A 19,808-nucleotide genomic window follows, 5' to 3' on the forward strand; every position below is an offset into this window, starting at 1 on the left:
TTCCAGTACTGCCAACGGATTAGCCCCAACCGGGGAACGGATTTGGCCATTTGGTCCAGACTTCAGGGCCAGACGCCATTTCGGCATCAGTCAACAGACATGCATCAAAACGTGCACGCAGCGCAGCTTCATCCATTTCCATACCAATCAGGACCAGCTCTTGGCGTGCGTCGCCCACATGCTCATCCCACTTGGCACGAATAAAGGCAAGGGTTTCAGGATCAGAAGGCCAACGCTCTTCCGGCATTGCCGCCCACCAGTAACCCTCAGGGCCATGCCGTGCTACGGCACCGGCTTGAGACCAGGAAGCGGCAATCGTCGGGTGACTGGCCAACCAAAAGTAACCTTTTGAACGGACAACGCCGGGCCATTCACTCTCCACCAGCTCAAAAAACCGCTGAGGATGAAAGGGGCGGCGAGCCCGATAAACAAAGCTGCTAATCCCGTATTCTTCGGTTTCCGGCGTATGCGTGCCACGCAACTCCTGTAACCACCCCGGTGCAAGCGCTGCCGCATCAAAGTCGAACAGTCCTGTGTTCAGCACCCGATCCAGTGGCACCTTGCCAAATTCGGTAATCTCAATGCGAGCACGTGGATTAAGGCTTTGCAGAATCGCAAGCAAACGCTGACGCTCGTCATCCGATACCAGGTCAGTTTTGTTTAGGACTATCACATCACAGAACTCACACTGCTCGATGAGCAGATCAACCACTGTCCGCTGATCATCATCACCGAGTGATTCGCCCCGCATCTGCAGGCTATCGCGTGAGCTGTAATCGCGCAGAAAGTTGAACGCATCGACCACCGTCACCAGCGTATCAAGCCGGGCGATATGACTCAGGCTTTGCCCATCCTCGCCCTCGAAGGTGAAGGTTTCAGCTACTGGCATGGGCTCGGAAATGCCAGTGGATTCAATTACCAGCTGATCGAACCGTCCCTCTTTGGCAAGTCGCTCAACCTCCACCAGAAGATCTTCCCTGAGCGTGCAACAGATACAGCCGTTGCTCATCTCGACCAGTTTTTCATCGGTACGTGAAAGCTCTGCCCCCCCTTCGCGCACGAGGGTGGCATCGATATTTACTTCGGACATATCGTTCACGATCACCGCCACACGTCGGCCTTCGCGATTGTTAAGAATGTGATTGAGCAGAGTGGTTTTGCCCGCGCCGAGAAATCCGGAGAGAACGGTTACCGGTAGTCTGGCGGAAGTGAGGTGAGTGTGCATCGTGTTACCGTCCAGCATATGTTCGCCTGCCCCTCGGATTACAGCCAGCACCCAGAGGTTGAACCTCAGGGTGGTGACTGAATTCGAGGATTTATTAAATGTTATAACATAACAATATCATCATAGCCGAACGTCCGCTAATCCCTTTTGCAGTTCCTGGCAGGCGAAGGTCACAGCATCAGCGGCCTATCTGCTTTCACGGCGACAAAATCCTGGATGCCTGTCCACAAGGCACGCTTACAAGGACTCAACGCACCGCGGGTAGAGTGATTGAAAGCCTTCAGCATAGCGACAGTTCTTGCCACCGGCCTGGCCACCCGAATTACGGCGGAAGTGATTGGCGCGGTTTTCGGCCAGGTTTTCATAGAACTTCCAGAGATGCTCCTGCCCTTGCATACACTCGATCGCAGCCTTTTTCTCGTCCCACACTTCAGAAATGTCCAGGAAGAGGTCTGGCTTCCAATCCATCTGTTCGCTTTGATGAGGCTCGAACAGGTACAGCTGAGGCGCGCCCAGCACTTTCTCACCGGGGTTGTGCCCCCAAGCCTGGGCGATCATCCGGCACTGAATAGCTACCTCGGTCGCATACATGTGGTCGGTATTGTATGGGTCCCATTTCGAGTGACTCATCATGAAATTCGGTTGAGTATCCCGAATCAGATCGACTAGCTGGTATTTACCATCCGTATTGATCTCCAGTGGGTAATCCCCAAAATCAAAAAAACGGATGTCATGTGCGTTGAGTGCCTGAGCGGCCGCCTCCGCCTCTTTACGACGCTCTGTTTTCACCTTTTCAAGCGTCATATTCTCCTGTTTCCATAGCTTGGCCGATTCACCGCGCTCGCCATAGGACAAACAGGCTATTGTCACCTCATAACCCAGTTTTTGATGCAGCGCGATGGCACCGCCGCAACGCCATACAAAGTCTGCAGAGTGAGCACTGATAATGAGCGCAGTTTTCTTTTCGTTCATGACAAGACCCCCGTAATAAGGACAGATAGAGATGCACATAACACGCAAATGTTATGTTATAACTCTACATACAGTGTTTTGACCGATCCATTTGCTTTCGTTTTCGGGGGTATAAGATTTTGATATAGGTGCATGTTTTAATTTGTATTTTCTATTGTTAAACCCCGCACCTGTAGGGAGCCGTTAAGGCGTGCTGTTGTTCAATGCCCGTAGAAAACTAGCCAGCTCGGCACGTACGGCAGCGTCTGCCTTGGCATTGATACTTGCAGAGCCACCCATCGGGAATTTTGGGTCCAGCAGATGACCGGCTCCAGGATAGCGAAGGTGCGTACAGGATTGCGACGACATGCGGCGGCACACCTGGTCCCCCATCGTCGCAGCAGGCCAAATATGATCATCCTCGCCGGACAACAGCAGAACCAGTCCCGCGATGTTTTCGACCGGGATCCGTGCGCGCTCTGTAGCGGCGTGGTCATGTAACCCGGTGGCAAAAGCCGCCAACAACCCCTCCTGCTGAAGCAGTCCTTCATCTAGCGGCACGAAATCCAGCCCCTTGCTGTTCTGGCTCCAGCTGCTGACTGCCGGTGCTTCAGGTGATGAGCGCCGTGCCGACCAGACCACAGAACTGGGGGCAATGGCCACGACTCCAGCATAGTCTTCATTATGCGCAGCCAGCAGCAAGGCCAGCTCGGCCCCCTTGGACCAACCCAACACCACCACCCCGTCGGGGCGTGTTTCAGGCTGTTGCAACAGCCATTGGCGCGGCGCTTCAAAGTACTCCAGTGGTATCTCTTGCAGTGACGCCGGCAGGCCCGGCGCACCGAAGTAGGCCAGCGACAGTACCGGATATCCCAGTTCGGCAACCTTAGCGGCCAGGTAGTTGGACTGCCCCCCGCGCGATCCTTCCAGAACGATGACACCATAGCGGCCCGGTTCGGTAGCACGGCTATAATCCGCCACAAAAGGCGCACCCGTTACTGGTACGAAGTGCGTTTCCGCTGCCCTGACCTGCAAAACCGCAAGCAGCAGGCAAACAATCAAGTATTTCATCATAGCTCCCAATCGTCGTTTCAAGGTGCTAGTTGTTCAACCGTACACCCCAGTGCTAAAGCGACTTGTTCGAGTGTTTTTAGACGTGGTTTGACATTCGGACGTTCAAGACGGGTGATAGTGGACTGAACCATATTTAAGCGTTGAGCCAACTCACGCTGTGAAATTCCACGATATTTGCGCCAGGCACCAATACGACTGAGGTTATTGCTGTATTGAAGATCCAAAACACGTTGTGGAACATGGGAGTGTTTTGCGCCCAAAAGCACGAGGTATTGATCATAGGGCACAACCGCGAATGCAGGTTCTCCCCCTTTTGTAATGACTTGCACTTCAGGACAGGGCAAATTCAAATCGTTCATCTTTTTCGCTACCCATTTACTGTATGGTTCTCTCGTATTTGTTTCGTATCAGAATGTCTTTTTTAACTTCAATGCCGCTTCCGTACGCTCATAGCCATATGCCCAGTCAATGCTGCTTTCATTCATCGTATGCTTGAGCGACAAGACCGGCACAAACCCCTTGATCGCCCAGCGAGGCAGATCCACATTCAGCATGTAGATCTGCTGTTTATCCTCACGCAGACCGCCCAACAGGGTGTTGGCCTCATCGTTGCGCGTTTCACGGTACAGCGCGGTTGCGTTCAGGTTGACACCCGGCATCAGCTGACGGTACACGCCCAGGTTCAGCATCCAGGCATCACTGCTGGCGGCATCGGTGGGGAAATCCTTGCGGGTATAATCCAGCCCGCCGTACAACGCTGTTACCGGATTGAACAGATAACTGGCCGACAGGCCCAGCCGGTGTTCGTCATAGTTTTCAAAATAGACGGCATCTTCGCCCTGAAAACGGTAACGGCGTGTTTGCAGATAGGTATTGAGCTGCAAGGGCGGTGACCACTGGTGCTTCCATTCCAACCGCAGCCCGCCCGCCTCATAGCGGGTGTGGCGGTCACTGTAAAAATGTTCGAATGTCGGCAACAGGTTCAGCTCGTTGCGGGCCGATTTATAGCTGTAACCGGCGTAAAGCACGCTGGTGTTTTCATCGAAATAGTCGGTGCTGTCGCTGCCTTCCAGTGCCTTGTCGGGGTAACTGCCATACACAATGCCACGTAGCAGCAGGTTATGATGGCCGCTCAGGTTGAAACGGCGCTCGGCCGTGAGGTCGTACACCCATTCGGACGATTCCAGCGGCTCGGGCATGCGGCGGGTTACCGTTTGGCACCAGTTGGGCAGATAACACACCTGGCTGACCCGCATATCGCCATTGCCCTGGTTCAGGTTAGTGTCGTACCCCAGCCCCAGCGACAGGCTGCCCTGCCAGCTGGCGCGCCGGTCCAGCGCGGCCAGGTATTGATCGATCATGCCGAGCACCTGCGGCGGCAGCCCGGCGCTGCCTTGCGCCCGTTCGAAGGCGTCGCGGGCGGCGTTAAGCTGGTGGTCTTCAAAGTAGATGCGTGCCAGCTCCAGCCGGGCACGGACAAATTCGGGCTTGCCGGCCAGTGCCGTTTCCAGTGCGGCGATGGCCTCGGCATAGTCGCCATCGACCCGCGCCAGCATCCCCTCAGCCAACAGGGCCAGGTTGGCATCATGGCCGGGCAACTGGCGATAGCGTTGCACAAACTGGCGCACCTTGTGCCACTGTTTCAGGTTGATGGCCACATACAGGGCCGGCCCCAGCGCCTCAAGGGTTTGTTCCACCTGGTAGGTGGTGCCATTCACGGTGAACAGATCGGGGTTGTCGGCCACGGCCGGTGTCGGGTAGGCGCGTTCTTCGCTTTGCTGTTGGCGGTCCATCTGGTTAAGCAGAAAGCGGGTGTCATCATCGTCGGCCAGTGCGGCCGTCGGTGCCAGCAGCAATACAAGTGCGCAGGGTATTAAACGGTGCATGGCGATACATCTCAACGGCAGGAAACATAAAAAAGGGGGAGGCGCGCCTCCCCCTCAAGTAAACACCCTGGGGTGTTTAAGCCTTACTGCTGAGCACCGCCGAAGGCCATGTCATTGGCCACGCCAGTGGTGTCATACATGCCGGCCAGCGCCTCGGCACTGTTGCCGTAGAACTTGCCGGAGATGGTGCTGCCGTTGGAGAAGCTGCCAGTGTCGTTGATGCTGGTGCCGCTGAAGTTGACGCCGTTCAGGGTACCGGTGATGGAACCGCTGGTGCCGCTGAAGTTGGCGGTCAGGGTGCCGGTGTAGACACCGGCCTGAGTATCCGGGTTGTACTTCTGGATACCCACCACATCGTAGGCCACGTTGGTCAGGGTCGGCATACTGGAGGTCGGGTTTTCACCCACGTAGTACACGGTGCGCAGTGAGCTGTCCATGCCCAGATCAGAGCCAGCACTGCCATCCCAAGGAGCCCATTCACCGAAGTAGACGGCGTTGCTGGCGGCCAGGCCCGGTACCTTGGCGATCACTTCGCCGCCGAAGTGCGGGTAACCTGACACAGGGTCATTCACCTGACGGTAGGCGTAGATTTCAGTATCCGCACCGACACCGCTGGCGATGGTGTGCTTCCAGGTTTCTGAAATTACTTTGCTACCAATCTGGATATAGTCATTGCCATCGACACCCCCGAGAACCAGGTTGGTTTTGTCGATCGGCCCGCCTTCAAAGCTGACAACATCGGCCAGCACGCCACCAGACGGCGGATTTGTTGCCGGCATGGCGATACCAACGCCCGCGCCCAGAATCTCGCCCGTACCCACCTGAACATAGGCGGTATTGGAGGAGCCGCCCTTAGTCGCGTCGGTTGCTGCAAAGGCCGGAGAGGCTGCCAGGGCGATCGCGGAAACAAGCAAAAGCTTTTTCATGTTCACATTCCTTTGGTTTGGTTAGTTCAAATGGCCGCTTTACGGGGTGCGGCCGCCCCTGTCATCCCTGGCTGGCGGGCTTATCCTCTGCCCGGCTGGCGTGGGTGTTCGGTTAAAACCGCGCCGTCAGGCCCAGTTTGAAGGTGCGCCCGGGGGCCGGCAACAGGGTGCGAGCCAGCGGGTCCAGATAGTACTCATCGGTAATATTGTTGACGCCGGCATTCAGCTTGAACACGTTATTCACCTCGTAGGTGGCGTAGGCGTCGTATACCAGTACCGATTCCAGGTTGTAGGCTTCGTTCAGGTAACCGCTATACAGATAATATCCATCGATCCACTGCTGTTCATCTTCGTTTTCGGCACTGCTGTGGTAGGTGACTCGCCCGCCCACTTCGAGGCGGTCGCCCATCAGACGCATTCCGCCATCCAGGTTGATAGACAACTCGGGCTGTGTACTGGTGCGGGTAAAGGTGAACGGGAAACCCCCATCAACACAGGCGGCATATTGCCCCAGGTTATATGGGTCGAGCGTGGCGGCGTAGTCGGCATCGCACAGATCGTTGTTCAGGCGGTAGGTGGCGCCCAGGCCGGCAAAGTAGCGGCCAGTATCGACCCGGGCCTGCAGCTCAATGCCTTCGGTACGCTTTTCATCAAATTGCAGCAACTGGTAATTGACATTACGGTCAATGTAATTTTCGATGCGGTTGCGGTAGTAGTTCAGGCGTACGTCCGCCATGCGTACATTGCTGAGCCAAGGCGTCAGGTCCTGCACATAGCCCAGTTCGATATTGCGGGTGCGCTCCGGCTCGATGGAATACCCACTCGTATCCGTCTGAAATCCATAGGTATAGCCAACGGCAGACTGGGTATCTTCCCACAGGCTGGGGAAGCGCACATACTCGGAGTAACGGGCATAAACACGATTATGTGGCGTCATGAACCAGGTGATGCCCAGCATCGGCGCCCAAGCCTCGTTGCGCCGCTTCTGCGGGCGCACCCACTGCTCGGAGGCATCAACCGCCTGCTTAACATAGTTGGAGGTACTCCAAGGCCCTTCAACAATATCGATGTCTTTATATTTTTCAGGATTCGCTACTCGATCATTGGCTACGAAGGTTTTTTGCCCCAGCGGCTCGCCGGTCTCTCCGTTGTACGCCATAGTCCCAGCCAGGTACTTGGGCAGCACCTTGCCATCGGCGGTGGTTACGGTTTCATTGACATCAAAGGTGCCGTTATAGAAGGGGTTTCGATCACGCATGCCTCTGAAATCACCGTCGGCATAGTCCACAATCGCTGCCGTCAACCCCCTTGATGACATGCCGCCGCTAGCAGTGACATATCCACCATCAAGATATGTAGCTCCCCCAATTTCTACGGTTGGGACTTTCGCGTTGACATCGTACGCACCGTAAAACACCAGGTCCTTATTGGCTGCCTGAAGCTCCTTCGACACCGCGAACTGGCCGCTGGTCAGCTCGGCCAGCCAAGCATTGGACTCTGCGGCAAAGGCGCGCTGTTCATCGGTCAGGGTGCCGGCCCGGGTGGCTGTACCGATTTCCTTTGCCCGGGCAAGATAGGCGTTCAACTGAGCAGTCTGCTCTTCGCTCAGATAAAGGCCATAGGGTATCTGGGCATATGCCACCTCAGCCTGTTTAGCCCAACCGAAATCCTGGTTGCGCCGGTGTTCATCAAGGCCATCATCAAAGGACCAGTAGCGGCTCCATTTCAGGCCACCGGTGATCATCACCGTATCCGTGGGGAACCACTCCATCTGCATGGCGGCATTGTATTCACGGCGAGTGCCCGCACGCGGGCCCATATGGCTGTTGCCCCATACGAAGGGATTCTTACTCAGGTGCGCCTCGGATGCATCCCAGCCGTCCAGCTCTTCATGCTGTGCATCGGCGCTCAGGGTGAGGGCGAAATCGGGGCTCAGCTGAAAGCGGTTACGCACGTTCAGGCCGTAACGGTCGTGGTTCCATTCCTGGCGGGAGGCATCAACCAATGTGCCATCGATAGACTCATCCCGGTAGTCAGGGTCATGCTCGTAGGGGTTGCTATCAGGGTTATAGTAACGTCCACACCAAAATTCATTATCGGCAGCCTTCTCTGGCCAGGCTGACGGGTACACCGAGCACCTTAAATAGTTGTTGTAGTTTCTGTCGGTCTCCATTGGCTGATACTGGAACCCTCCATTCTGGTGCCGCACACTGAAGCTTTGGGTTGCCCAGGCGCCCACCTTCAAGTCGATCAGTGGGTTGTCCGGGTTCCAGCTGTAACCCAGATTCCAGGTATCCTGATCCACTTCAGATGGAGGGTTATTGAACTGATAGGCCATGTCACCAGTGCCATTCATATCAATCGTATTTTCCGGATCGTGGGCGATCATACGGATCGATACGTTACTTTCACCGTAAATTTGCTCGGTGTTCATCCAACTCAGGCTCAGCTCCTGATTGTGGGGCAGTTCCAGCCGACCTTTCAGCAGGGTGCTGGTCATCTCACTGTGCGTATTCAGTACCTCTTGCCCTGGCCGAAACAAATTGGCCAGATAATCGTTGTATTCGCTGCTGTTCCCTGCCCCTTGGGCTTCCGCCTTTTGCATCGCCTCAATCCAATCTTCGGTGCGGTAGGCATCGGCACCGTTTTCACCGGCAAAATAGTTGCCGCTACGGCGGTAGCTATGCACGCCAATCAGGTCGAAGTGCTCCTGTTCGGCTGCAACGGCCAGGCGCCAGGCGTAATCCTCGCCATTAAAGCCCTGATGGTCGCTGCCACTTTCCGGCACCAACGTAACCCCACCCCCATACGGCACATCTATTCCGCCATAATCCCCCCCCCTTCCAGTGATCGGTACACCATCCGCCTTAACGTCACGGTAATCCTGGCCATACCAGCCGTTGGCCCCATCACGCGCAGCCACCGTGTTGGTGGCGGTTTCGGTTTTCAGCTCGATGCCCCAGGTTTTGCCCGGCTGAATGATATCGCCCGGCTCCAGCGTACGGATGCGTACGGCACCGCCGATACCACTGGGGCCTTCAAAGGACGGCCCTTTCTCGGCGGTAATGCCCCCCACCAAGTTAGGGTCTACATAGCTGCGATTACTGATGCCCCCCGGCCCCAGCCAGATGGTAGTAGACTGCTCGGTGCCATCGACCAGCACCGGTACACGCCCGGTGCCCTGAATACCACGGATGTTCGGGTCCAGCGCACCGGAGTTGCGCGCCTCGCCGGTGTACACGCCGCTCAGGCCCTTGAACAGGTCACCCACCGAGGTGCCCTTGTAGTTTTCAATGTTTTCACGAGTGGCATGCACGTTGGAAATATCGCGCAGGTAGACATCTTCCGTTGATAGATCGCGGCCTTGAATAACGGTAGTTTCGCTGCCAATCACCGGCAGCACTTCGTTAGAGGTGACGTCCTTGTCGGTACACGCGTCCTTGGTGTTCGGGTCGTTTGCTGTATCGCCGTCGTCGCAGTCGTCTGCCACCTGCTCTGCCTGGGCATTTGCCCGCGTGGACTGGGCTGTTTCAGCCGCTTGGGCTGCTGTGCTCGATATGGCCAGCATCACAGCCAAGGCCAGTGGCTTGAGCCTGGGCGCCTCCTGATACAGCAAAACGTTCATTCATCGTTCTCCTTGTTGTACGGCCCCGCTGGGCGGGGCCTGCTGTCGGTTTTTGGATTCGGATGCGCTGGACGTCATCCACTTGGCACACACTCATACTACCCGCAAACAAGAATGATTATCGGTTAGATTCGTATGCGAAACTGAAAATTTCGTATGGATTTCGGTGTAAATACTTAGTGTGTGTGCGGCTATTGAATGAAATAACCAGGCATGAAACGAAAGCCGATTTCAAGCGGCCCAAGTCAGCACCCCTGATTGAAAGGACATTTTGCGCGTATCCGTGGTTCTTATGCTTCATTAATGAGCCATATTCATAAACCTATGATCAGCATTCACTTTTTATAAAAAGATTGCTTACTTATCATACCGGCTGATTACCACCCCTTTTCACAACGCTGCTCCTATCCCATTGTCTGTGGATTAACTATTTACCTCCTGTTGCTCTTTACTAATGGGGTTAGCCGTTATGAGTGCCCTGGTATAGTTCTTATCGCTGCACCAGGCATGCCGGGGTTGCACTGTTCATGCTGTTTTGCAGACACATAATCACCAACGAGGCGATATGAAAAAGGAAAGTATTGTCCTGGAAACCCCAACAGGCTCAGACAAGGTGCTGTTACACTCTTGCTGTGCCCCCTGCTCTGGCGATGTGATGGAACGCATGACTGACGCCGGTATTAAGTTCACGATTTTTTTCTATAATCCGAATATTCATCCGCAGAAGGAGTATTTGATCCGCAAGGAAGAAAATATCCGCTTTGCCGAAAAACTCGGCATTCCTTTTGTCGATGCCGATTATGATGTAAAAAACTGGTTCGAACGGGTCAAGGGGCTGGAATGGGAGCCAGAACGGGGTGAACGTTGCCGCGTCTGTTTTGATATGCGCTTTGAACGCTCGGCACTATATGCCCACGAGAACGGCTTTGATACGTTCACCAGCTGCCTGGGGATCTCGCGCTGGAAAAACATGCAACAGATCAATGCGTGTGGCCAACGCGCCGCAGCCCGCTACCCGGGGCTGCATTACTGGACTTTTAACTGGCGCAAAGGCGGCGGTTCATCACGCATGATCGAGATTGCCAAACGCGAACGTTTTTATCAGCAGGAGTACTGCGGCTGCGCCTATTCACTGCGTGATACCAACCGGTGGCGGACCGACCAGGGCCGCAACCGGATTAAGATTGGTGTGCAGTATTATGGGGATTAATTGAGCCCCCTGCTATTTACGGGGTGCGGCCGCCCCTGTCATCCCTGGCTGGCGGGCTTATCCTCTGCCCGGCTGGCGTGGGTGTTCGGTTAAAACCTGGCCGTCAGGCCCAGTTTAAAGGTACGCCCGGGGGCTGGCAGCGTGGTGCGGGCCAACGGGTCCAGATAGTATTCATCGGTAATGTTGTTGACGCCGGCGTTCACCTTGAGCAGGTTGTTTATCTCGTAGGTGGCGTAGGCGTCGTATACCAGTATCGGTTCCCAGCTGTAGGCCCGGTTAAGCGAGGTGGTTCCGGCTTCAATCCAGGCCTCTTCATCTTCATTGGTCGCGCTGCTGTGATAGGTCAAGCACCCCCAACTCCAGGTGGTCACCCACCGAGGTGCCCTTGTAGTTTTCAATGTTTTCGCGAGTGGCATGCACGTTGGAAATATCACGCAGGTAGACATCTTCCGTGGCCAGCTCGCGGCCTTGAATAACGGTAGTTTCGCTGCCAATCACCGACAGCGCCTCATCAGAGGTGACGTCCTTGTCGGTGACATCCTTGTCGGTACACTCCTTTCCGCCATTCACTTCTGCTGTATCACTGGTAGAGCAGTCATCCAATGATTCCTTCACCTGAACCACCGTCTCCGCCTGCGCGACCTCCATCGTCACTTGTGACATCGCCAGCATCACAGCCAATGCCAATGGCTTAAGCCGGGGTGCTTCTTGATACAGCGAAACGTTCATCAATCATTCCTTTTGTTGTACAGCCCGCTGAGCGGGTCTTTCTATCGGTTCTGAAATTTGGAGTGCATCGACGCTCTCCACCTGGCATACACCCATGCTACCCACAAACAAGAATGATTATCGGTTAGATTCATATGCGAAACTGAAAATTTCGTATGGATTTCGGTGTACATCCTTGGGATGTGTGCGGTTATTAAATAATGCAGCGAGTGCGTAACGCCCGTGACTTCACGTGTCGATAGCACGATAGAAATGGTGATGTGTGAAACTGGTTAGTGCAGGCTTTGATAGCCGGTTTGAATCATTGCGCTACCGTTACCCTCCGCGTTGGCTGTGACACTATGTCACATTGAAGTTCAGCGGCTGGCGCGCAATCCTCCCTGCTTCTCACAAACAGTACATCCTGTGCATAGCAAACGGATGCGACATGAATAGCAAAGGAGCGCTTCATGCCCACCAAACCCATACCAGCATTACTGCTTACCCTTGCAGCAGGTGGTATTTCTGATGTTGCTTTGGCTTCAAGCCCGAAGTCTCATGACCCGTCGACCTTAACCGTGACAGGCTCGCCAATCATTGAGGGCAACCAAACAGACAATTTTGCAACTTTGAGTACCTGGGTCGATAAAACTCAGGTGCGTGATCTTCATGCTCTGGATGTGTCTTCAGCCTTGCGCCGCACTCCTGGTGTGGTGGTTTCAAGGTTTAACCCGGTCGGTTCCTTTGGTGGTGCCGAAGGTGGCGCTGTTTATGTACGCGGCATGGGGGCCAGTCGACCAGGCAGCGAAATACAAACATACATCGACGAAATTCCCTTTTACATGCCGCTATGGGGACACCCGTTACCGGACCTTTTGCCGCTTAACGGTATGCAGTCCATTCAGGTATACAAGGGCCCCCAACCTCAGCAGTTTGGTAATACCTTTGCTGCCATCAACCTGACACCCGAAGTTGCCAAAGCAGATGATGGCCACCGGGGCTCATTGCAGTTGTCAGGTGGCAGCTTTTACACGCTTTCAGAACAAGCCGTTTTCACCGGCCGTGAGGGAAAATGGGATTATATGCTGTCACAGGGCTATTCCCGTTCTGACGGGGCGCGTGACGATGGTGACGGTCGGCTAAGCAATGGCATGGGGCGGCTGGGATACCGTATCAATGATAATTGGTCTGTCTCTGGCCTGGCCCTGCACACCGACAACCGGGCTTCAGACCCGGGCGAGGAGGGCTTGCCCGCCACAAAAAATGGCGATTTTCTTACCCGCGCAACCCTGGCGTCTTTTACGCTGTCGCATCATCACGCCCGCGCGCAAGGCGAACTTCGTGTGTATTACAGTCACGGACGCGGTGCCGCATTAAATCAAAGCGGCATTGATGGTGACACGATTAGCGATTTCAGTACCCGCGGACTACGTTTTACCGAGTCCATGCAGCTCTGGCCACAGGGCGATGTCAGGTTTGGCCTGGATATCGACGAAAGTGAAGGCGATGTCGCATTTCGTCGTGTCGCGCCCGCCCCCGCTGACTATTTCAACACGCCTGTCCTCAGACTGGTGTCGCCTCATCTGGCCATCAGTCATTCTCTGATGCTGAATGATCATTGGCTGCTAACGCCTTCCATCGGGATCAGGGCCTACGATCATAACGTATATGATTCAAGTCTCGCTCCCCATGCAGGCCTGGTGCTCTCCACTGATCACATTGAGTTGCGGGCTAATGTATCCCGCGGTATGCATTACCCGGGGCTGGAAACCTCTGTCATGTCTCAGTTAATACCCGCGTTGGGAGATAGTTGGGAGTCGCTGGAACCTGAAGAGCTTGATCACCGGGAAATTGGGCTGCGTTTCACTCCCTTCAGCGGCACAACCTTTGATCTGGCAGTGTTCAGAGATAATCTGAAAAATCGTTATCTGTTTGCCTTCCCCCCTGCTGTCACCCGACCTTCGTACATTAATCTGGGTCGATATCATATCAATGGGGCCGAGTTTAGCTGGCAACAAAGCTGGAGCCCTGCGTTCAACAGTTTTGTCGGGATAACCTGGTTGGATTCCAGCTTGAAGACGCTACCCTACGCTCCGGATTACGCAATCTCGGCCGGTATTAATTACCAAAAAGGCCGCTGGCATGTCAGTGCAGATGCCCAGTATCAGCGCGATATGTATGTTCTCAGTCAGGCTAGAACCGCCAGCAGTACAAATCTTGCCAAAGTCAGCAGTTTTACTGTGGCCAATCTCCGCACCAGTTACCGTATGCCACAACTGGGGCCTGACGGTGAAGTATTCCTTGCCATCGAGAACCTGTTCGACAGTGATTACGCCTATCGTCCGGGCTATCCCATGCCGGGCACGTCTGCACAGATAGGTGTTCGAATGGGATTCTGATGACGTCTCTTATTGATCATTTGAATATATCCCCTTGACTACACCCTTGCGCTTACAGTTAATAATAAGCATTATCATTATCGATCTTTGTCAATTATGATGAACATCACCTTGCTATTCAAAAGTACACGAGGAAGACATGTGTGCACTTCTCGTTGTGATCTACCCTGTTACGCACACACAACTATCATGTAAAGGAACGTACTGATGTTGAACAGATTTGAAGGAAAAACAGCACTGATAACAGGTGCAGCTTCAGGCATTGGAAAGGCTACTGCAATCAAGCTTGCTTCTGAAGGCGCGGCTGTTGTTGTCGCTGACTTGCACGAGCAAGCTGCCCAGGCGGTGGTCGCCGAAATCACTGGCGCTGGTGGTAAGGCCGCTGCGTTTGGGGGTGATTTTACATCACCCGCAGTGAATGAGGCCGCTGTAGCCTTTGCTGTTGAGACATTCGGGGCCTTGCATTTGGCGTTCAACAATGCTGGTATCATCGGACCTCAGGGGCCACTGCATGAGGTGGATATTGATGGATATAAAAAACTGATCGACATTAACCTTGATGCTGTTTTCTACGGGCTGAAATATGAAGTGCCCGCTATCCTTGCAGCTGGCGGCGGGGCAATCGTAAATACGGCTTCCATTCTGGGCCTCGTGGGCACCCCGGGCTATGTGCCTTACGTTACGGCGAAACACGCTGTATCCGGTTTGACCAAGAGCGCTGCACTGCAGTATTCCGCAAAGGGGATTCGGATCAATTCCGTGCATCCCGGTTATATCGACACACCTCTTTTAAATGAGCTTAGCCGAGAGGAGTATGACTCTCTCGTTGCTTTGCATCCTATGGGGCGTCTTGGTACGTCAGAAGAGGTAGCCAACGTAGTTGCTTTCCTGCTTTCGGATGATGCAGCTTTCGTGAGTGGGTCACAATATACCGTTGATGGTGGCTACACGGCACAGTAACCATCTTTGCCTATATCGGTGCACAACCTGAATCCAACGGCTCTACAGAATCATTGAACTGTGTGTACAGAATCAGGGCCTGATGTTCATCAGGCCCTTTTCAGCTCTTCCACCGTGGCTCATAAGCAATCATTTCAGGTTATTCCGGCACGTACACCATGCGCCCGTCGGGCAAGCGGTAAGTAATCCCGGCCTTTACGCCCTCCCCTTCTCCCATCTCGCCACTGCTTTCATAGCGGGTCAGTTCTTCACCTTTTTTCACGGTTATGCGCATGTTGTCCTGCCCCGGGTTTTCAACCACCACGACATTTTCGGCCGCAAAAGGGTTGAGAGGATTGCGTACGACAACCAGCAACAGGATGACTACAATCACCAGAAACAGGTCGATCAGATTGACCACCGAGAGTATGGGATCATCGTCTTCGTGGTCGATAAAGCGTCCTGCCACCTCACACCCCCTCTTGGCTCAAGCCAGCCTGTTCGCGCTCGATCAGGCGCAGTTCTTCAAACAGCCAGCGGCGACGGATATTCAGGACAACAAAACTCAGGCTGGCCGCAATCAACGCCAGTGTTACACCGGCAAAGGCAACTACCATGTTCGAGCCCACGGACGCCACTTCGTTTTCTGCCAGTGCCAGCAGGGCCGGTCCCATGGGTATCAAGGTTGCGACCAGCCCCAGCAAGGGACTGACACGTGAGGTAAGGCGCAATTTTTCCAGGCGCCGCATAATCCATAATTCCAAGTCATCGCTGGTGATGCCTTGCTCCTGGGCATAGCGGCTCAATCCCGAACGCACAGGTGTGCGGCGGAATATCAGGCTATCCGCCAGCAATTGGCCGGTAGCAATCAGAGCGTAAGCCAGGGCAGCCAGAATTAATACTAACGCGGGCAGCAGGAAGATACTGGTGATTTGATAGAGTAAGGCCTCAAATTGGCTCATCATCAGACGGTTTCTCGATTACTAAGGTGAATTTTGTGCTCACGGTGGGCGCGCCACGCGCCCAGGGCCAACAGCAGTAACATACCGATCAGGCTCAGGCGGTACGACCACTCATCCTCTGTGGGGACGTTCATCTCCTGAGCTTTCAGCACCTGACCTTTAACCTGCTGGCTTGGCTGGCTAGCGCTGTTCTCACTGTTGTCTGGACTGGCTGCGGCCGAGGATGACGCCGGCTGATCGGACAAGCCAAACCCCAGGGCCATATCCTCGATGTAGTCCACAGTTTTAGGTGCACCAGGCAGAGCTCCCTTGTCCTGTACCAGCGTTTGCCAGCGTTCGGTCAATTGCTTCAGGGTGGTTTCACTCGGCTGCCAATAGCCTTTGCGCACAGCCTCGACCATCCGTTCGATCAGCTGTGATTGAGCATCGGGATTCTGTTCGGCAAACCATTCGTTCAGTCCCAGCTCATGGCGGTCCATCACATAGGTTTCATGCAGGGCTTGCCACTGATCGGCACGCACCATGCTGGTATCCATGACCTGCCAGCCAAACAGGTTGTTGACTGTTTTCAGCATCTGCACCGCCCCGGAATAGCCTTCCGCCTGCATGGCCTTGATCCACTGCGGGTTTTGGTAACGGGTTCTAAGTTCAGCAGACAAAAATGCAGCCGCTTCAGCAATGCGTGGGCTGTTACCACGGTAATCGGATATATACAGTTTCGGGGTTTCGCCCCTTTGCTGACGTACCGCGGCCGAAAGTCCACCCAGATATTCGAACGGGTGGTCCGTGGACAACAGGCCATGCACCTGACTGGAGCGCGACATCATCACGGCATCAACCTGCGCCAGTTGATCTTGCAGCAGGTTCACATCGGCAACCGCCCTTCCCCATTCACGGGTGGTGAACACATGAGACTGACTGGCTACGAAAGTATCGGCCAGCTGGCTGTCGTCCTCCCAGGCGGTGGAGTTCATGGCCAGATCAGTGACACCGCTGCCATAACTGCCCGGTGGGCTGCTGAACACCCGTGCGCGTGACAATTGCTGGGCATCCTCGTCGGCCAGCCCCCTTTGGCGCAAGGCATCGGCCAGCTGACGACTGTGTGCCGCGATGGGGTTGGCGGGGTCTTCCTGTTCGGACAGCGCCTCAATAACGGTGGCATAATGCCGCATGAGGCCATCGAACTGATCCCGATAGACGCTGGTCACCTGCAACAACACATCCATCCTTGGGCGCTTGAGCTCGGCCTGCGGAATAATTTCCAGACGGCGTACACGTCCCCCCTCATCCCAGACCGGCCGCACACCCAGGGCATGCATGATCTGTGCCTCAACCAGTCCCTGCGTGCGTATGGCTTCTGATGACCAAAGTGTAAATGCCAGACGTTCAGGCATGGCCCCCTTATGTTCTTCACGATAGCGTTCAACCAGCTGGTCCAGCATGCCTTCGGCGGCTGCATAGGCGGCCTTATTGGGAATTTTATCCGGCTCAAACGCGTACAGGTTGGTACCGCTGCTGGTAGCCGGGTTGCGCACCGGGTCACCACCTGGACCGGGCGCGACAAAGCGGCCCTGAAGGCCCGCCAACAGGGCTTCCATTTCGTTGTCCAGACTCAGGTGAGCATCATTGTCGAGTGCCTGCTGCAACAGGGGAAGCAGTGGCTTCGGTAATGCTTGCTCTGGCAGTTTCCTAGTGGCCAGCGTTTCGGCCAACAGACTATAGGCCGGTTGTTGTTGCAACTGTTCCGTCTCCAGGGCCAGCAGTTCATCACCTTCCACGCCAAGGGCATCAAAATAGGGCATACCCAGCTGCTGTAGCACGGTCATAACCCGATGTTCAGGCGCAGCGGCTGTACCAAAGGTGTGCAGACCCAGCGGAGTGGATGACGCGGCCAGCTCATGCAGGTGATCATGCAGTGCTGCCGCAAATGCCGGTGGGTTGGATTTAAGGCTCGCCTCATCCCAACCCATATCCAGATGCAGGCTTTGCTCAATGGTTGCATTCAATAGCTGCTCGCCCGCCTTGTCCTTCACTGGTCCCGAATCGAGCATCTGATAGGCATGCATGAGTTCATGCAGGTGTGTCAGTTCAGCATAGAGACCGGCAGGGCCAAAGGCCGGGGTCTGGTGGCTGATGACGACCGCTCGCCCGCGCCGCTTGGCCTGGAGCGCTTCGCCGATATTGTCCTGAATATAGGGATAGAAAACCGGCAGATTGCCGACGGCCAGGTTCGGATAATTGTAGGCCCAGAGCCCTCTGTCCTTGCCGGGCGTCCATTCTTGGGTGCCATGGGTTCCGAGGTGGATAAGAGCATCCGCGCCATAGGTTTCACGCAGGTACAGGTAGGTTGCCAGGAAAAAATGCCCCGGTGGTTGCACGTTGTCATGCACATGCGCACCCAGACGGTCTGCTCGGGGCGGCTGGGGCATCCAGAGGAAATGTCCCAATTGCATGGCAGGAATAACAAACTGAGGCTCCCCGTTCAGGGTACGGATACTCCAGTGTTGCTCAGGTTCCCCCCAGGTATGTTTCACCTGATTTTGAATCTTGCCGGGCAGAGATGCCAACCACTGGCGATAGCGACTGACCGGAAAACTGACCGCCAGTCCCTTGACCAGCAGGTTGTCCAGCTGGTCATGACGGTAGAGTCCGGACAGCATGGCTTGCGCCTGCTGGATCACCTTCTGTTCGTCCAGCGCCGACAGCGTGTATCCGCTGGCCGCCAGTGCCGCTGTTATGTCTGCAATACTGCGTGGCACATTCAGATGAGAGGCCGAGAGATTGCGCTCACCTGCGGGAGAGTTCCAGAACATCAGCGCCAACTTGATGGACTCAGGTGCCTCACGCTGTAACCTGGCAGCGGCCAGGAAGCGTCCGATCAGCAGTTCGATTTGCTCCGGGATTGCCACGCGGCGCCCATCCTCCATCGCCGACAGCACCAGCGGATCGGTCATGCCCCAGCGCTCTGGCGTGGCCATGAGTACGGCAGCCATACCTGCATCCATTCCCTGAGCCTGGCTGCGCCACTGCTCCACAGTCTGACGACTCCCCAACCCCATCACCACCGGAATATCCAGCGCTCGAAACGCCCTTTCCATCGCCTCGCCGTCCAGCATGTGCGTGGTATTCAACAATAGACTTGGCTTTGCCGGAGCCAGCATATCCTGCACCGCATCAGGCTGTTTGCGTCCATACCAAAACAGCAATGGCACTCCACCTGCTGACTCGATAGCGGCTACCAATTGATCATGAAACGCTGTCTGCTGATCGCGCAGTACACCCGATGACATGGCGATCGCCAATATCGGTGCGTCCTGAGGCCAGCGATCCTCCCCCCAGGCAAAATAAGCATCCAGATCCGTAAATGGCTGCTTTGCTGCAGGATGGTAGTAACCGGCGGCTGGCAGAGGCACGGCAGGAGGAAGCTGTGCGGTAGACTCACCCCGGTGCCAGGCAGATAGATACTGCATCATGCGGCTCAGGTTGTCCCTGCCTCCGGCGGCATAATACGCCGCCAGATCATGCAACACCGGTCCAGGTAGCTGACCGCCCTTGGGTGGACCACCGCCTACCGCCAGCCAGGGCCGCTCGGATGACGCCAGCCAAGGCTGACTGAACGCCATCACCTGCCGCCTATCACTGCCACGTGGGGTATCCAAAATCACCAGATCGGCATCGAACCAGGCAGCGGCATCAGCCGGCGCCTGTTCGATCTGAAAAGCTGTTAATTCAACATCGGCGTCCAGCGCCAGTACCTGCAGGTCGCGGAACTTGGCGACCGAGACAAAATCATTGCTGATTACATGCACCCGTGCAGCCGAAGCTTCCGCTGCAACAGCAGACGCTGATCCCAACAACAGCCCGAAAAGAACACATAATAATAATGGAAACCTGATAGCCGTT

Annotated in this window: 15 protein-coding genes; 3 read left to right on the forward strand and 12 right to left on the reverse strand. The window is 55.2% G+C overall.

The features are described 5' to 3' along the window. Window positions 1-19: 19 nt before the first annotated feature. The 7 genes from zigA to ACAM29_RS11560 all read right to left on the reverse strand — a co-directional run bounded on the left by zigA (window position 20) and on the right by ACAM29_RS11560 (window position 9,687). The gene (gene zigA, locus ACAM29_RS11530) at window positions 20-1,243 is read right to left on the reverse strand and encodes a zinc metallochaperone GTPase ZigA (RefSeq protein ID WP_369624197.1); all 1,224 of its coding nucleotides are present in this window, start codon (window positions 1,241-1,243) and stop codon (window positions 20-22) included. A gap of 219 nt (window positions 1,244-1,462) precedes the next feature. Further along, entirely contained in the window at window positions 1,463-2,197 is a 735-nt protein-coding gene (locus ACAM29_RS11535; protein ID WP_369624198.1) for a PIG-L deacetylase family protein, read from the reverse strand. A gap of 183 nt (window positions 2,198-2,380) precedes the next feature. After that, on the reverse strand, window positions 2,381-3,247 hold the full coding sequence (locus tag ACAM29_RS11540; protein WP_369624199.1) for an acyl-CoA thioester hydrolase/BAAT C-terminal domain-containing protein: 867 nt from the start codon (window positions 3,245-3,247) through the stop codon (window positions 2,381-2,383). A gap of 20 nt (window positions 3,248-3,267) precedes the next feature. After that, window positions 3,268-3,609 carry a helix-turn-helix domain-containing protein gene (locus ACAM29_RS11545; protein ID WP_369624200.1) on the reverse strand — a complete coding sequence of 114 codons (342 nt, stop codon included), beginning with the start codon at window positions 3,607-3,609 and terminating at the stop codon, window positions 3,268-3,270. Window positions 3,610-3,657: 48 nt separating this feature from the next. Further along, on the reverse strand, window positions 3,658-5,136 hold the full coding sequence (locus ACAM29_RS11550) for a surface lipoprotein assembly modifier (RefSeq protein ID WP_369624201.1): 1,479 nt from the start codon (window positions 5,134-5,136) through the stop codon (window positions 3,658-3,660). 83 nt (window positions 5,137-5,219) lie between these two features. After that, window positions 5,220-6,062, reverse strand: coding sequence for a Slam-dependent surface lipoprotein (locus ACAM29_RS11555; protein WP_369624202.1), 843 nt, complete (start codon window positions 6,060-6,062; stop codon window positions 5,220-5,222). A gap of 112 nt (window positions 6,063-6,174) precedes the next feature. Beyond that, window positions 6,175-9,687 (reverse strand): TonB-dependent receptor, encoded by a 3,513-nt coding sequence (locus ACAM29_RS11560; RefSeq protein WP_369624203.1) that lies wholly within the window; start codon window positions 9,685-9,687, stop codon window positions 6,175-6,177. A 565-nt stretch (window positions 9,688-10,252) separates the two neighbouring features. Between ACAM29_RS11560 and ACAM29_RS11565 the strand changes: the two genes are divergently transcribed. Next, a complete protein-coding gene (locus ACAM29_RS11565; RefSeq protein WP_369624204.1) occupies window positions 10,253-10,897 on the forward strand; it encodes an epoxyqueuosine reductase QueH in 645 nt (214 codons plus the stop codon). An 89-nt stretch (window positions 10,898-10,986) separates the two neighbouring features. Here ACAM29_RS11565 and ACAM29_RS11570 read toward each other — a convergent pair whose 3' ends face one another. After that, window positions 10,987-11,244, reverse strand: coding sequence for a hypothetical protein (locus ACAM29_RS11570; RefSeq protein ID WP_369624205.1), 258 nt, complete (start codon window positions 11,242-11,244; stop codon window positions 10,987-10,989). Then, entirely contained in the window at window positions 11,216-11,626 is a 411-nt protein-coding gene (locus tag ACAM29_RS11575) for a hypothetical protein (protein WP_369624206.1), read from the reverse strand. The genes ACAM29_RS11570 and ACAM29_RS11575 overlap by 29 nt, the downstream gene beginning before the upstream one ends. A gap of 449 nt (window positions 11,627-12,075) precedes the next feature. Between ACAM29_RS11575 and ACAM29_RS11580 the strand changes: the two genes are divergently transcribed. Beyond that, window positions 12,076-14,004 carry a TonB-dependent receptor gene (locus ACAM29_RS11580; RefSeq protein WP_369624207.1) on the forward strand — a complete coding sequence of 643 codons (1,929 nt, stop codon included), beginning with the start codon at window positions 12,076-12,078 and terminating at the stop codon, window positions 14,002-14,004. 207 nt (window positions 14,005-14,211) lie between these two features. Continuing rightward, on the forward strand, window positions 14,212-14,964 hold the full coding sequence (locus ACAM29_RS11585; protein WP_369624208.1) for an SDR family NAD(P)-dependent oxidoreductase: 753 nt from the start codon (window positions 14,212-14,214) through the stop codon (window positions 14,962-14,964). Between the two features lie 139 nt (window positions 14,965-15,103). On the opposite strand, the gene ACAM29_RS11590 is transcribed toward ACAM29_RS11585, so the two are convergent. From ACAM29_RS11590 to cobN, 3 genes are read right to left on the reverse strand one after another with little or no spacing between them, the layout of a single operon-like run. Next, window positions 15,104-15,412, reverse strand: a complete 309-nt coding sequence (locus ACAM29_RS11590; RefSeq protein WP_369624209.1) for a DUF2149 domain-containing protein — start codon at window positions 15,410-15,412, stop codon at window positions 15,104-15,106. Window position 15,413: 1 nt separating this feature from the next. Further along, window positions 15,414-15,908, reverse strand: a complete 495-nt coding sequence (locus tag ACAM29_RS11595; RefSeq protein WP_369624210.1) for a MotA/TolQ/ExbB proton channel family protein — start codon at window positions 15,906-15,908, stop codon at window positions 15,414-15,416. Next, the gene (gene cobN / locus ACAM29_RS11600; RefSeq protein WP_369624211.1) at window positions 15,908-19,759 is read right to left on the reverse strand and encodes a cobaltochelatase subunit CobN; all 3,852 of its coding nucleotides are present in this window, start codon (window positions 19,757-19,759) and stop codon (window positions 15,908-15,910) included. The genes ACAM29_RS11595 and cobN overlap by 1 nt, the downstream gene beginning before the upstream one ends. Window positions 19,760-19,808 lie beyond the last annotated feature (49 nt).

It is taken from the genome of Marinobacterium sp. BA1, from assembly GCF_041155135.1.
Classification (GTDB): domain Bacteria; phylum Pseudomonadota; class Gammaproteobacteria; order Pseudomonadales; family Balneatricaceae; genus Marinobacterium; species Marinobacterium iners.